This window comes from Stutzerimonas chloritidismutans, from assembly GCF_020783375.1.
GTDB lineage: Bacteria > Pseudomonadota > Gammaproteobacteria > Pseudomonadales > Pseudomonadaceae > Stutzerimonas > Stutzerimonas kunmingensis.
In genome coordinates, this window is record NZ_CP086067.1 from 3,750,285 (window position 1) to 3,763,668 (window position 13,384).

Annotated in this window: 11 protein-coding genes and 1 tRNA gene; 9 read left to right on the plus strand and 3 right to left on the minus strand. The window is 62.1% G+C overall.

Annotated elements, in window-relative coordinates:
* Position 1: 1 nt before the first annotated feature.
* The 3 genes from LLJ08_RS17615 (at position 2) to LLJ08_RS17625 (ending at position 4,097) form a co-directional block, all read left to right on the plus strand.
* Complete coding sequence (locus LLJ08_RS17615; protein WP_014821685.1) at positions 2-1,273, plus strand: YeaH/YhbH family protein; 1,272 nt, start codon at positions 2-4, stop codon at positions 1,271-1,273.
* Between the two features lie 10 nt (positions 1,274-1,283).
* Positions 1,284-2,831 (plus strand): SpoVR family protein, encoded by a 1,548-nt coding sequence (locus LLJ08_RS17620; RefSeq protein ID WP_042924565.1) that lies wholly within the window; start codon positions 1,284-1,286, stop codon positions 2,829-2,831.
* Positions 2,832-2,927: 96 nt separating this feature from the next.
* Entirely contained in the window at positions 2,928-4,097 is a 1,170-nt protein-coding gene (locus LLJ08_RS17625) for a multifunctional CCA addition/repair protein (RefSeq protein WP_228207572.1), read from the plus strand.
* A 6-nt stretch (positions 4,098-4,103) separates the two neighbouring features.
* Here LLJ08_RS17625 and folK read toward each other — a convergent pair whose 3' ends face one another.
* Complete coding sequence (gene folK / locus LLJ08_RS17630) at positions 4,104-4,646, minus strand: 2-amino-4-hydroxy-6-hydroxymethyldihydropteridine diphosphokinase (RefSeq protein ID WP_041015149.1); 543 nt, start codon at positions 4,644-4,646, stop codon at positions 4,104-4,106.
* The gene (folB, locus tag LLJ08_RS17635) at positions 4,637-4,990 is read right to left on the minus strand and encodes a dihydroneopterin aldolase (RefSeq protein ID WP_041015150.1); all 354 of its coding nucleotides are present in this window, start codon (positions 4,988-4,990) and stop codon (positions 4,637-4,639) included. The genes folK and folB overlap by 10 nt, the downstream gene beginning before the upstream one ends.
* Before the next feature lie 75 nt (positions 4,991-5,065).
* On the opposite strand from folB, the gene plsY reads away from it, so the two are divergent.
* On the plus strand, positions 5,066-5,635 hold the full coding sequence (plsY, locus tag LLJ08_RS17640; protein WP_031297964.1) for a glycerol-3-phosphate 1-O-acyltransferase PlsY: 570 nt from the start codon (positions 5,066-5,068) through the stop codon (positions 5,633-5,635).
* Between the two features lie 15 nt (positions 5,636-5,650).
* Here the strand turns inward: plsY and tsaD are convergent, their stop codons facing one another.
* Positions 5,651-6,676, minus strand: coding sequence for a tRNA (adenosine(37)-N6)-threonylcarbamoyltransferase complex transferase subunit TsaD (gene tsaD, locus LLJ08_RS17645; RefSeq protein WP_228207573.1), 1,026 nt, complete (start codon positions 6,674-6,676; stop codon positions 5,651-5,653).
* A gap of 196 nt (positions 6,677-6,872) precedes the next feature.
* On the opposite strand from tsaD, the gene rpsU reads away from it, so the two are divergent.
* The 5 genes from rpsU (at position 6,873) to LLJ08_RS17670 (ending at position 13,302) form a co-directional block, all read left to right on the plus strand.
* Positions 6,873-7,088 carry a 30S ribosomal protein S21 gene (gene rpsU, locus LLJ08_RS17650; protein ID WP_003296736.1) on the plus strand — a complete coding sequence of 72 codons (216 nt, stop codon included), beginning with the start codon at positions 6,873-6,875 and terminating at the stop codon, positions 7,086-7,088.
* Between the two features lie 138 nt (positions 7,089-7,226).
* Complete coding sequence (gene dnaG / locus LLJ08_RS17655; RefSeq protein WP_228207574.1) at positions 7,227-9,170, plus strand: DNA primase; 1,944 nt, start codon at positions 7,227-7,229, stop codon at positions 9,168-9,170.
* A gap of 67 nt (positions 9,171-9,237) precedes the next feature.
* Positions 9,238-11,091 carry an RNA polymerase sigma factor RpoD gene (gene rpoD, locus LLJ08_RS17660; protein WP_014821693.1) on the plus strand — a complete coding sequence of 618 codons (1,854 nt, stop codon included), beginning with the start codon at positions 9,238-9,240 and terminating at the stop codon, positions 11,089-11,091.
* A 111-nt stretch (positions 11,092-11,202) separates the two neighbouring features.
* A tRNA-Ile gene (locus LLJ08_RS17665) sits at positions 11,203-11,279 on the plus strand.
* 232 nt (positions 11,280-11,511) lie between these two features.
* Entirely contained in the window at positions 11,512-13,302 is a 1,791-nt protein-coding gene (locus LLJ08_RS17670) for an SLC13 family permease (protein ID WP_014821706.1), read from the plus strand.
* Positions 13,303-13,384 lie beyond the last annotated feature (82 nt).

Below are 13,384 nucleotides of genomic sequence, written 5' to 3' on the forward strand. Positions count from 1 at the left end.
TATGAGCTACGTGATCGATCGTCGCCTGAATGGCAAGAACAAGAGCACGGTGAACCGCCAGCGTTTCCTGCAGCGGTACCGTGGGCATATCAAGAAGGCGGTGGAGGAAGCCGTCGGCCGGCGCTCCATCACCGACATGGAACATGGCGAGCAGATCAGCATTCCCGGCCGCGACATCGATGAGCCGGTGCTGCACCACGGCCGCGGCGGCCGCCAGACCATCGTCCATCCCGGCAACAAGGAGTTCGTTGCCGGCGAACGCATCCCCAGGCCGCAGGGCGGCGGCGGTGGCCAGGGCGCCGGCCAGGCCAGCAATAGCGGCGACGGCATGGACGACTTCGTCTTCCAGATCACCCAGGAAGAATTCCTCGATTTCATGTTCGAGGACCTGGAGCTGCCCAATCTGGTCAAGCGTCACCTGACCGGCACCGATACCTTCAAAACCGTGCGGGCCGGCATCAGCAACGAGGGCAACCCGTCGCGCATCAACATCGTGCGCACGCTGCGCTCGGCCCATGCCAGACGCATTGCGCTATCTGGCAGCAGCCGTGCACAACTGCGCACACTGAAGGCAGAGCTGGAGCGACTACGTCTTGAGGAGCCGAACAACTTCGGCGACATCAAGGCCACCGAGGAGGAGATCGAAAGGCTGAAGGCGCGCATCAAACGCGTGCCATTCCTCGACACCTTCGATCTGAAATACAACCTGCTGGTCAAGCATCCCAACCCCAGCTCCAAGGCGGTGATGTTCTGCCTGATGGACGTTTCCGGCTCCATGACTCAGGCCACCAAGGACATCGCCAAGCGCTTCTTCATCCTGCTGTACCTTTTCCTCAAGCGGAACTACGACAAGATCGATGTGGTGTTCATCCGTCACCACACCAGCGCCAAGGAAGTCGACGAGGAAGAGTTCTTCTACTCGCGGGAGACCGGCGGCACCATCGTTTCCAGCGCCCTGAAGATGATGCAGGAGATCATGGCCGAGCGTTACCCGGCCAACGAGTGGAACATCTACGCCGCGCAGGCTTCCGACGGCGACAACTGGAACGACGACTCGCCGCTCTGCCGCGACATCCTGATCAACCAGATCATGCCGTTCGTGCAGTATTTCACCTACGTTGAAATCACCCCGCGCGAGCACCAGGCGCTCTGGTACGAGTACAACCAGGTCGCCGAAGCCTTTTCCGATGCGTTCGCCCAACAGCAGTTGGTCAGCGCCGGGGACATCTACCCAGTGTTCCGCGAACTCTTCCAGCGGCGCATGACCAGCTGAGGTGTGCAGCATGAAGCGACAGCCCATTTCCACCGGCTCGGAATGGACCTTCGACCTGATTCGGCAGTACGACCGCGAGATCGGCCGCATCGCCGAGCGCTACGCGCTGGACACCTACCCGAACCAGATCGAGGTGATCACCGCCGAGCAGATGATGGACGCCTACGCCTCGGTTGGCATGCCGCTGGGTTACCACCACTGGTCCTACGGCAAGCAGTTCCTGCACACCGAGAAACACTACAAGCGCGGGCAGATGGGTCTGGCCTACGAGATCGTCATCAATTCCGATCCCTGCATCGCCTACCTGATGGAAGAGAACACCATGTGCATGCAGGCACTGGTGATCGCCCACGCCAGCTACGGGCACAACAGCTTCTTCAAGGGCAATTACCTGTTCCGCACCTGGACCGACGCCAGCTCGATCATTGATTACCTGGTGTTCGCCAAGCAGTACATCATGCAATGCGAGGAGCGGCACGGCATCGATGCGGTGGAAGACCTGCTCGACTCCTGCCACGCACTGATGAACTACGGTGTCGACCGCTACAAGCGTCCCTACCCCATCTCTGCAGAAGAAGAGCGCCGACGCCAGAAGGATCGCGAGGAGCATCTGCAACGGCAGATCAACGACCTCTGGCGCACCATTCCCAAGGGCACGGACAAGGGCGATGGGTTGGCGGACAGTCAGCGTTTCCCGGCAGAGCCGCAGGAAAACATCCTCTATTTCATCGAGAAGCATGCCCCGCTGCTGGAGCCATGGCAGCGCGAGGTGGTGCGTATCGTGCGCAAGATCGCGCAGTACTTCTATCCACAGCGCCAGACCCAGGTGATGAACGAAGGCTGGGCGACATTCTGGCACTACACCCTGCTCAACGATCTGTATGACGAGGGCCTGGTCACCGACGGCTTCATGATGGAGTTTCTGCAGTCGCATACCAGCGTGATCTACCAGCCAGGCTTCGACAGCCCCTACTACAGCGGCATCAATCCCTACACCCTGGGCTTCGCCATGTACCAGGACATCCGCCGGATTTGCGAGCACCCCACCGAGGAGGACAAGCGCTGGTTCCCGGAGATCGCCGGCAGCGACTGGCTGACCACGGTGAAATTCGCCATGAACAACTTCAAGGACGAGAGCTTTATCCTGCAGTTTCTCTCGCCTAAGGTGATCCGCGACCTCAAGCTGTTCAGCATCCTTGACGATGACCGCAAGGACGAGCTGCTGGTCCCGGCGATCCACGATGAAAGCGGTTACCACACCATTCGCGAACTGCTCGCCGCGCAATATAACCTCGGCAACCGCGAGCCCAACGTCCAGGTATGGAACGTCGACCGTCGCGGCGATCGCTCGCTGACCTTGCGTCACATGCAGCACGACCGCAAGCCATTGGGCGGGTCCACCGAAGAGGTGCTCAAGCATCTGCATCGGCTGTGGGGCTTCGATGTTCACCTGCAGTCGATGCAGGACGACAAGCTGGTCAATACCCATCACATGCCACCAAGACCCAGCAGCGAGGCAGAACCCGACAACCGTTTTCCCGGCATGAACTTCGCCTGACAGTGGGCCGCGGCCCACCTCCGCGGCCCGTCCTTACCCGCCACGCTGTAGCCTCAGCGCCGATATCCTTTATCCTCCGCGCCAACGGAGGTGGACATGCAGATCTATAAAGTCGGCGGCGCGGTGCGCGACCGTCTGTTGGGGCGCCAGGTGACCGAGGTCGACTGGCTGGTGGTCGGTGCCACGCCGGAAGAAATGCAGGCCAGCGGCTTCCGCCCGGTCGGTGCGGACTTCCCGGTTTTCCTGCACCCGCAGACCGGCGAGGAATACGCCCTGGCGCGCACCGAGCGCAAAAGCGGTCGTGGCTATGGCGGGTTTACCTTCCATGCCAGCCCCGACGTCACCCTCGAAGAAGACCTGCAGCGCCGCGATCTCACCATCAATGCCATCGCCGAAGATGACCAGGGCCAGCTGATCGATCCATACGGCGGACAACGCGACCTGCAGGCACGGCTATTGCGCCACGTTTCCCCCGCTTTCGCCGAAGATCCATTGCGTGTTCTGCGCGTAGCGCGCTTCGCCGCACGCTACGCCGAGACTGGCTTCCGTATCGCCGACGAAACGCTGGAACTGATGCGCCGACTGGCACGCTCCGGCGAGTTGTCGGCGCTGACGGCGGAGCGCAGCTGGAAAGAGATTTCGCGTGCGCTGATGGAGCCGCGGCCGGATGTGTTCATTCAGGTGCTGCAGGACTGTGATGCGCTGGCAGAGCTGTTCCCGGAACTGGCCGCCACCTTCGCCAAGGGCAATGCTGCCCGTGGGCACCTGCTTGGCACGCTTCGGCAGTGCGCCGAACATGCCCAGCCACTGCCGGTACGCTGGGCCTGCCTGCTACTTGGCTGCACGACGTCGGCCGATAGCCAGCAACCACGTCTGGCCGCCATCGATACACTCAACCAGCGCTGCAAGGCGCCGAGGGACTGCCAAGAGCTGGCGATGCTGCTCGGCAGGTATCAGGATGACGCGTTCAACGCCAAGAAACTGCATGCCGATGCACTGCTCGACATGCTGCAGCATTTCGACATCTACCGTCGGCCGGAGCGCTTCGAGCAGTTCGTCGCGGCTTGTGAAATGCGCGCCCTGGCAGACGCGCCCGGCGAGTTGCTCTTCGAAGCCGATTATCTGCACGGCGCGGCCAGCGCGGCCCGTGCCGTGTCGGTCAAACCGCTGCTGGAGCAAGGATTCAAAGGTGCCGAGCTGGGCAAAGCGCTCGGTGCTGCGCGCCTCGATACCCTGAGCATCTACTGCCGAGAATATTCGCAGTAAGGCAATTCAGGCGCGCTGTGGAGGATGGTTGCGGATCAGATCGGCAGGCGTAAGCTCGCTGCCGCGCCACTGAAACGGCACCGGCCAGAGCTGCTGGTCGATGGATGACTGCGCCCACAGATCGGCAAAGGCCTCGCCTGCAGCGGGATGTTTGACGGTCGGCGCCAATAACGCCAGCGGCCAGAGCACGAAGGCGTTCTTCAGGATCTCCGCACGCGGCAGCAGCAAGCCATGGAAGTTGCCGACCAGCTCGCCATACAGCAGCACATCGATATCCAGCGGCAACCCCTTGCGATCCGGCGCGTAACGGCCGTTGTCCGCCTCGATGAACTTGAGCCGGCGGTCCAGTTCCGTCAGCGGCAGGTCGGTGTAGCCGGCGACCACCAGATTGTAGAAGTTGTCGCCTTTATAGCCCACCGCCAGGCTCTCGAACACTGGCGAGCAACGCATATCCTGCAGCAGCTCGGCCAGCGCATCGAGCCCGGCATGCAGGCGCTCGATGCGCTGCACATTGCTGCCCAGGCCGAGCATGACGGGGGTCAGCGACATCCGCGTTCGATCTCCACGCCCAGCGCACGGGCACGCGCATTGACGCCTGGTTTGGTGACCCGCAGGCGCAGCCACACGATGCCGAACTCGCTCATCAACTTTTGCGCCAGACGCTCGGCGAACGTCTCGACCAATTCGAAGCGAGCTTCGGCAGCAAAGCGATCGATGGTCGCCGCGACCTGGGCGTAATCCAGCGCCTTGTCCAGCTCGTCATGCTCGGCGGCGGGACGGATGTCCCAGCCCAGCGTCAGGTCGAGCTGCAGGCACTGGCGAATCCCGCGCTCCCAGTCGTAAGCGCCGATTACCGTATCCACTTCCAGGCCTTCGATGAAGACTGTATCCACGCAACGTTCTCCTGCGGCACGACAAGCTCGAAACGCGCCGTTAGACTCAGAGGCTCCCTGCCCCGGATGGATTCCATGTTCTGGCTGCTGACCTTGCTCGCGTACCTGATCGGCTCGCTGTCATTCGCCATACTGCTTAGCCGCCTGGCCGGAATGCCCGACCCGCGCGCCGGCGGCTCCGGCAATCCCGGCGCCACCAATATGCTTCGCCTGGCAGGCAAGCGACTGGCGATCTGCACGCTGTTCGGCGATCTGCTCAAGGGCCTGCTGCCCGTACTGCTGGCCGCCTCGCTGGACATGTCCGTCCAGCAACAGGCCTGGATCGGTCTGGCAGCGGTCTGCGGCCATCTCTATCCGTTGTATTTTCGCTTCCGTGGCGGCAAGGGTGTCGCCACCGCCGCCGGCACCCTGCTCGCGCTCTACCCGCCGGCCGCACTGCTGGCCATCGTCGCCTGGCTGCTGGTATTCCGCCTGACCCGGACCAGCTCGCTGGCTGCCCTTATTGCCCTGCCGCTATGCCTGCCACTGCTGGCCTGGCAGCAACCCGGCGCGCTGTTGCCGATGAGCCTGCTCGCCACACTGATCGTCTGGCGCCATCGCAGCAACGTGCGCGACCTTTTCGCCGGCCGGGAACGGCATTTCTGACCGCTCTGACGCTCATCAGATCGCCGGCAGTGTGTCCATCGACCAACGCGGCTGTACGGTGATCGCCGGACCATCATGCTGCCCGGCGAGCAAGCGCTGACAGCCAGCGTAAGCGATCATCGCACCGTTGTCGGTGCAGAAACGTGGCCGCGCATAGAAGACCTGACCGTTGAACTCACCGAGCATCCGCTCCAGCGCCTGGCGCAGAGACTGATTGGCGCTGACCCCGCCGGCGATGACCAGCGACGTCAGGCCCGTCTGCCTAAGGGCTCGGCGACACTTGATGGTCAGCGTCTCGACCACAGCCTGCTGGAACGCCAGCGCGATGTCGCAGCGGGTCTGCTCGGATTCGTCGCCCGCGCTGCGGCACTGCTGCCAGGTATTGAGGGTAAAGGTCTTCAGGCCGCTGAAACTGAAATCCAGACCGGGCCGATCAGTCATCGGCCGCGGAAAGACGAAGCGTCCCGGAGTGCCCTGCTCGGCCAGACGGGCAATTTCCGGCCCGCCGGGATAACGCAGGCCCATCAGCTTGGCGGTCTTGTCGAAGGCCTCGCCAGCGGCATCGTCCACCGATTCGCCGAGCAGCTCGTACCGGCCAATGCCATCCACGCGAACAAGCTGCGTATGGCCACCCGACACCAGCAAAGCGACGAACGGGAACTGCGGCGGCTGCGCTTCGAGCATCGGTGCCAGCAGGTGACCTTCCATATGGTGCACGCCGACAGCCGGTACGCCCCAGGCCAACGCCAGCGCCTGGGCGCAGGAGGCCCCAACCAGCAGCGCACCGACCAGTCCGGGACCGGCCGTATAGGCCACCGCATCGATCTGGCCGGCCTCGCGGCCCGCCTCCTCCAGCACCTGGCGAATCAGCGGCAGCATGCGTTTCACGTGATCGCGCGAGGCGAGCTCAGGCACCACGCCGCCATAGACGCGATGCAGGTCGATCTGGCTGAATAGCGCGTCGGCCAGCAGGCCCTTTTCGCTGTCGTAAAGCGCGACACCAGTCTCGTCGCAGGACGTTTCCAACCCCAGCACCAGCATGGGTTCAACCTTTCCGGAGGGCGAATGAAGCCGTGCATATTAATCGTCGGGCCGTCCGACCGACCAGCGCTTTTCGATCAGGGGCTTTGCATTCCGCAATTGGAGCGGGTAACATCCGCAACCCTTAAAACCAGCGTGCTTGCGAGTCATTGCCGAAGCGCGTTGCCACCGGTAATCAAGTGAAGGTAAGTCCTGGATGCCCGCTGTCAAAGTTAAAGAGAATGAACCCTTCGACGTAGCACTGCGTCGCTTCAAGCGTTCCTGCGAAAAAGCAGGCGTTCTGGCCGAAGTCCGCTCGCGCGAGTTCTACGAGAAGCCGACTTCCGAGCGCAAGCGCAAGGCTGCCGCTGCAGTCAAGCGTCACGCCAAGAAAGTGCAGCGCGAGCAGCGCCGCAGCGTCCGCCTGTACTAATCCAGTACAGCTGACGTCGCATCAAGCCCGGCTCAGGCCGGGCTTTGCATTGCATGCTTACTCCGCTTCGCCAGCCGGCGAAAGGCCGGAGTTTTTTCATTTCCGGCTCATGCAATGCGAGCGTAATCAGATACCTCTATGGCCGGCCTGATCCCCCAATCCTTCATCGACGACCTGCTCAACCGCTCCGACATCGTCGAGGTGGTCGGCTCGCGCATCCAACTGAAAAAGGCCGGCAAGAACTACAGCGCCCTCTGCCCTTTTCACAAGGAAAAGACACCCTCGTTCAGCGTCAGTCCGGACAAGCAGTTCTACTATTGCTTCGGCTGCGGCGCTGGCGGCAATGCGCTGGGCTTCGTCATGGACCACGACCAGCTGGACTTCCCCCAGGCAGTCGAGGAACTGGCCAAGCGCGCGGGAATGGAAGTCCCCCACGAGGAAAGCGGCCGCAAACACAAGCCACGCCAGCCGGTCGATTCGCCGCTCTACCCACTGCTGGCTGCCGCCGCCGATTACTACCGCCAAGCCCTTAAAAGCCACGCGACCCGCAAGTCGGCCGTGGAGTACCTCAAGGGCCGCGGCCTGTCCGGCGTGATTGCCCGGGATTTCGGATTGGGCTTCGCCCCGCCCGGCTGGGACAACCTGATGAAGCATCTCGGCGGCGATGCGCTGCAGCAGAAAGCGCTGATCGACGCCGGCCTGCTGATCGAGAACGCCGAGAACGGCAAACGCTACGACCGCTTCCGCGATCGCGTGATGTTCCCCATCCGCGACAGCCGCGGCCGGGTCATTGCCTTCGGCGGTCGCGTTCTGGGCGACGACAAGCCCAAGTACCTGAATTCGCCGGAAACCCCGGTATTCCACAAGGGCCAGGAACTCTACGGCCTTTACGAAGCGCGGCAGGCCAACCGAGATCTCGACGAGATCATGGTGGTCGAGGGCTACATGGACGTCATTGCACTGGCCCAGCAAGGCCTGCGCAACGCCGTGGCCACCCTTGGTACGGCAACCAGCGAAGAGCATCTCAAGCGCCTGTTCCGCATCGTACCCAGCGTGCTGTTCTGCTTCGATGGCGACGCGGCCGGACGCAAAGCCGCCTGGCGAGCACTGGAAGCCACGCTACCGAACCTGCAGGATGGCCGCCGGGCGCGCTTTCTGTTCCTGCCCGACGGAGAGGACCCGGACACACTGGTCCGCGCCGAGGGCACCGATGCTTTTCGCGCGCGCATTCAGCAGCACTCACAGCCACTGGCCGATTACTTCTTCCAGCAACTGAGCGACGAAGCCGATCCACGCTCACTGGAAGGCAAGGCCCACTTGGCCACCCTGGCAGCGCCGCTTATCGAAAAGATTCCCGGTGCAAACCTGCGCGCATTGATGCGCCAGCGTCTCACCGAGATCACTGGTCTGAACGGGGAAGCACTGCAGCATATGGCAGCAGCGCCAACCACCGCTCCCAGCAACAACTCGGTCGAGTACGACGACGCCGCCTATTACGACACGGGTTCGCACTACGCCGAGACCGACTACTTCCAACCTCCCGAAGCGCCCAAGCCACAACGCGGCGAAAAAAAGGAATGGAAGAAAGACTGGAAAAAATCCGGGCAGCGACCAGACTTCAAACCTCGCGGTCCGCGTACGCCAGCTACCGTCGAGCCGCCGACCCTGACCACGCTGCGGACGTTGCTGCACCATCCGGAGCTAGCACAGAAGGTCGAGGACGTCAGCCATTTCGCCGCAGAAGACGACACATACGCACAATTGCTCGTTGCTCTGCTTGGCACGCTGCAGAAGAACCCGAAGCTGCGCAGCCTGCAGCTGATCGCCCGCTGGCATGGAACCGACCAAGGGCGACTTTTACGCGCACTTGCAGAGAAAGAATGGCTGATCTCGGCCGATAACCTTGAACAGCAGTTTTTCGACACCATTAATAGCCTTGCCGCCCGACAGCGGGAACGCCGACTCGAAAGCCTGCTGCGTAAGGCTCGCCAAGGTGAACTCAGCGCAGAGGAAAAAGACCAACTGCGTAACCTGCTGAGCCGTAATGCAATACCCGCTACACCGACCTCAACTGGCGTCTGAGGTCCTAGCTCGGCTATAATGCTCAGCTTGTTTTCAGCCCGCCAGAACCTTCAGTGGATAGGGTTATATGTCCGGAAAAGCGCAACAGCAGTCCCGCCTCAAAGAGTTGATCCAGCGTGGCCGTGAGCAGGGTTACCTGACTTACGCAGAGGTCAACGACCACCTACCGGAGGATATTTCCGATCCGGAACAGGTGGAAGACATCATTCGCATGATCAATGACATGGGTATCAATGTATTCGAGGTTGCCCCGGATGCCGATGCCCTGTTGCTGGCCGAAGCCGATACCGATGAAGCCGCTGCCGAAGAGGCCGCAGCCGCACTCGCTGCGGTCGAGACCGACATCGGCCGAACCACCGATCCCGTTCGCATGTACATGCGTGAAATGGGCACGGTCGAACTGCTGACCCGCGAAGGCGAGATCGAAATCGCCAAACGCATCGAGGAAGGCATTCGCGAAGTGATGAGCGCCATCGCTCACTTCCCTGGCACCGTCGACAGCATTCTCGCCGACTATGAGCGAGTGACGACCGAAGGTGGCCGCCTGTCCGACATCCTCAGCGGTTACATCGACCCTGACGACGACGGCGCCGCTGGTCCTCAGGAGGTCGAGCCGGAAACTCCGCAGACCACCGCGAAGCCGGCGGCCGACGACAAGGATGATGAGGAAGAGGACGACTCCGACAGCGAAGAGGAAGAAGGCGATGGCGGCCCGGACCCCGAGGTCGCGCGTATGCGTTTCGGCGCAGTCGCCGAGCAGCTGGAGAAAGCCAAGAAGGCGCTGAAGAAGCACGGCCGCGCCAGCCAGCAGGCCGTCGAGGAGCTCGAAGCACTCGCCATCCTGTTCATGCCGATCAAGCTCGTACCCAAGCAGTACGACGCACTGGTCGAGCGCGTTCGCAACGCCCTGAGCCAGATCCGCGCCCAGGAACGCGCCATCATGCAGCTGTGCGTGCGTGACGCCCGCATGCCGCGCGCCGACTTCCTGCGTCAGTTCCCGAACAACGAGACCAATCTCGACTGGGCCGAGCAGCTGGCTTCCGGCAAAGGCAAGTACGCCGAAGCCATCGGCAACCGCAAGGAAGACATCGTTCGCTGCCAGCAGAAGCTGATCGAGCTGGAACAGGAATGCGACCTGGTCATCGCTGACATCAAGGACATCAACCGTCGCATGTCCATCGGCGAGGCCAAAGCCCGCCGTGCGAAGAAAGAGATGGTTGAAGCCAACCTGCGCCTGGTCATCTCGATCGCGAAGAAGTACACCAACCGCGGCCTGCAGTTCCTCGATCTGATCCAGGAAGGCAACATCGGCCTGATGAAGGCGGTGGACAAGTTCGAATACCGCCGCGGCTACAAGTTCTCGACCTACGCCACCTGGTGGATTCGCCAGGCGATCACTCGTTCCATTGCCGACCAGGCGCGGACCATCCGTATCCCGGTGCACATGATCGAGACGATCAACAAGCTCAACCGCATCTCCCGTCAGATGCTGCAGGAAATGGGTCGCGAACCCACACCTGAAGAGCTGGGCGAACGCATGGAAATGCCCGAGGACAAGATCCGCAAGGTACTGAAGATCGCCAAAGAGCCGATCTCCATGGAAACGCCAATCGGTGACGACGAAGACTCGCACCTGGGTGACTTCATCGAAGACTCGGCCATGCAGTCGCCAATTGACGTAGCCACTGTGGAAAGCCTCAAGGAAGCCACTCGCGAAGTGCTCTCCGGCCTCACCGCACGTGAAGCCAAGGTACTGCGCATGCGCTTCGGCATCGACATGAACACCGACCACACCCTCGAGGAAGTCGGCAAGCAGTTCGATGTCACCCGCGAGCGAATCCGTCAGATCGAAGCCAAGGCGCTGCGCAAGCTGCGCCACCCGACGAGAAGCGAGCATCTGCGCTCCTTCCTCGACGAGTAAGACCAGAACCCCCGGCATGCCGGGGGTTCTTTTTTCTGCCGTATGCCTCGGAGCAGCTAGCTTCGATTGGCGCAGCCGCCATACCGCCGGTATAATCCGCCGGCCTTCTGGGGGCCTATAGCTCAGTTGGTTAGAGCAGAGGACTCATAATCCTTTGGTCCACGGTTCGAGTCCGTGTGGGCCCACCACCTTTTAAAGCCGCGCACTGCGCGGCTTTTTCGTTTATCCCTGCTGACGGACGACTCAGCGACGCCGCCGGGTTCAGCCCTCCGCTCGCCGGCCGCGCCCATTCTCCATTAATAACCAAATCGCATATAAACATCAGGAAAGGTTTCTGGACTCTCTAAGTTGACGTCTCTATCTTGCGCCGCGGGCCCGTTGTTTCGACGCGCGCCTCAGTCGCCACCCTTAAGGACGTCCATGCTTCCAGAATCGCTGCCGCTGTTGTTCGTCTGCGCCTTGCTGATCTGGGTATTGGTGGCGTTCGTAAGAGAGAGCTGGAGCCCGGATATCGTCGTGGCGATTGCCGTGGCGGTGCTGCTGGCGACGCAGCTGCTGACGCCCGGGGAAGTGCTCGGCGTGCTGTCCAACTCGGCCCCGGTCACCATCGCCTGCATGTTCATCATTTCGGCGGCGCTCGAACGCACCGGCTGCATCGATGCGCTGGGCAACTGGCTCGGTAATCTGGTGGGCACCAGCCCTACACGAGTGCTGTTCGGCCTGACGATCACCGCACTGGTGATTTCCGCCTGCCTGAACAATACGCCGGTAGTGGCGATCCTCACGCCGGTGGCGATTTCCCTGGCCAAGCGCGCCGGCACGACGCCCTCGAAACTGCTGATTCCGCTGTCGTACGCCACGATTCTCGGCGGCACGCTGACGATGATCGGCACCTCGACCAACATCCTCGTCGATGGTGTGGCGCGCAAGGCTGGGCTGGCGCCGTTCGGCATGTTCGAGATCACCGGGGCGGGCTTGATCATGGCCGCCGCCGGCATGGTCTATCTGCTGACCATCGGCAAGCATCTGCTGCCGGAACGCGACACCCTGTCCAAGTTGCTCGGCCCGCGCCTTGATCGCAACTTCATGACCGAGCTGCGCGTGCCGTCGAACTCACCAGTGATCGGAAAGACCCTCGCCGAGGCCAACCTGAACGGCGGCAGCGGGCTGCAAGTGCTGCAGGTAAACCGCAACGCGCAGCTGTTCAGCCGCCCGGAGCATGACTTCACCCTGACCGCCGGCGATCTGCTGATGATCCATGGCCAGGTAAAGGACGTGGTGGAGCTGCGCGAAAGCGGCCACCTGACCTTTAACCGGGGCGACGCCTTCGAAACCATCAGCAGCGAAGACGTGATCCTTGCCGAAGCCATCGTCGGCCGCGGCTCGCGCTACAGCCACCGACCGATGCGCGACCTCGACCTATCCGCGCGCTACGGCATCAGCGTCTTGGCCGTGCACCGGCAGGACGAGAACATTCAGGGCAACTTCGACGATTTCCAGCTGCAGTTCGGCGATGTGATGCTGGTCGAGGGCACGCCCGCGCAGATCAAGCGTTTCGCCGACAACGGCGAGCTGATCAGCCTCAACGCGATACAGGAGCGCGCCTTTCGCCGCGACAAGGCACCGATCGCGATCATCGCCACCCTGGCGGTCATGGTGTTGGCAGCCTTTGGCGTGATGCCGATCGAAGGCCTGGCGATCATTGGTGCGGCCGCGGTGTTGGCGACGCGCTGTCTGGACGTCGAGGACGCCTACAAGGCAGTCGACTGGAAGATCCTCAGCCTGATCTTCGGCATGCTGGCAATCAGCATCGCCATGGACAAAGTTGGCCTGGTACAGCTGGTCGTGCAGAACGTGACGGCCATTACCCCCTGGGCCGGCCCGCTGTTCATGCTGTCGTTCATCTACCTGCTGACCTCGATGCTCACCGAGATGCTGTCGAACAACGCGGTGGCCGTACTGATCACTCCGATCGCAATCGGCCTGGCCCAGCATCTGGGAGTCGACCCGCGCGCGTTCGTGGTCGCCGTGATGTTCGCCGCCAGCGCCAGTTTCGCCACGCCGATCGGCTATCAGACCAACACCTTCGTCTACAACGCCGGTGGCTACCGCTTCACCGACTTCCTCAAGGTGGGCATACCACTGAACCTGCTGTTGTGGGTCGTGGCGACGCTGGTGATTCCGCTGTTCTGGCCGCTCACGCCGCTCTGACGATAAGGCTTGCCCTGGATCATTGACCGTCCAGGCGTTCAGTTTCATGCTCTCGGGCCTTTGCCCCCGACGAACAAGAACA

What these genes read in the sequence shown, in the direction of transcription:
- LLJ08_RS17615 (WP_014821685.1), top strand. Translation starts at nt 2, where the DNA reads ATGAGCTACGTGATCGATCGTCGCCTGAATGGCAAGAACAAGAGCACG.
- LLJ08_RS17620 (WP_042924565.1), top strand. Translation starts at nt 1,284, where the DNA reads ATGAAGCGACAGCCCATTTCCACCGGCTCGGAATGGACCTTCGACCTG.
- LLJ08_RS17625 (WP_228207572.1), top strand. Translation starts at nt 2,928, where the DNA reads ATGCAGATCTATAAAGTCGGCGGCGCGGTGCGCGACCGTCTGTTGGGG.
- folK (WP_041015149.1), bottom strand. Translation starts at nt 4,646, where the DNA reads ATGTCGCTGACCCCCGTCATGCTCGGCCTGGGCAGCAATGTGCAGCGC.
- plsY (WP_031297964.1), top strand. Translation starts at nt 5,066, where the DNA reads ATGTTCTGGCTGCTGACCTTGCTCGCGTACCTGATCGGCTCGCTGTCA.
- tsaD (WP_228207573.1), bottom strand. Translation starts at nt 6,676, where the DNA reads ATGCTGGTGCTGGGGTTGGAAACGTCCTGCGACGAGACTGGTGTCGCG.
- rpsU (WP_003296736.1), top strand. Translation starts at nt 6,873, where the DNA reads ATGCCCGCTGTCAAAGTTAAAGAGAATGAACCCTTCGACGTAGCACTG.
- dnaG (WP_228207574.1), top strand. Translation starts at nt 7,227, where the DNA reads ATGGCCGGCCTGATCCCCCAATCCTTCATCGACGACCTGCTCAACCGC.
- rpoD (WP_014821693.1), top strand. Translation starts at nt 9,238, where the DNA reads ATGTCCGGAAAAGCGCAACAGCAGTCCCGCCTCAAAGAGTTGATCCAG.
- LLJ08_RS17670 (WP_014821706.1), top strand. Translation starts at nt 11,512, where the DNA reads ATGCTTCCAGAATCGCTGCCGCTGTTGTTCGTCTGCGCCTTGCTGATC.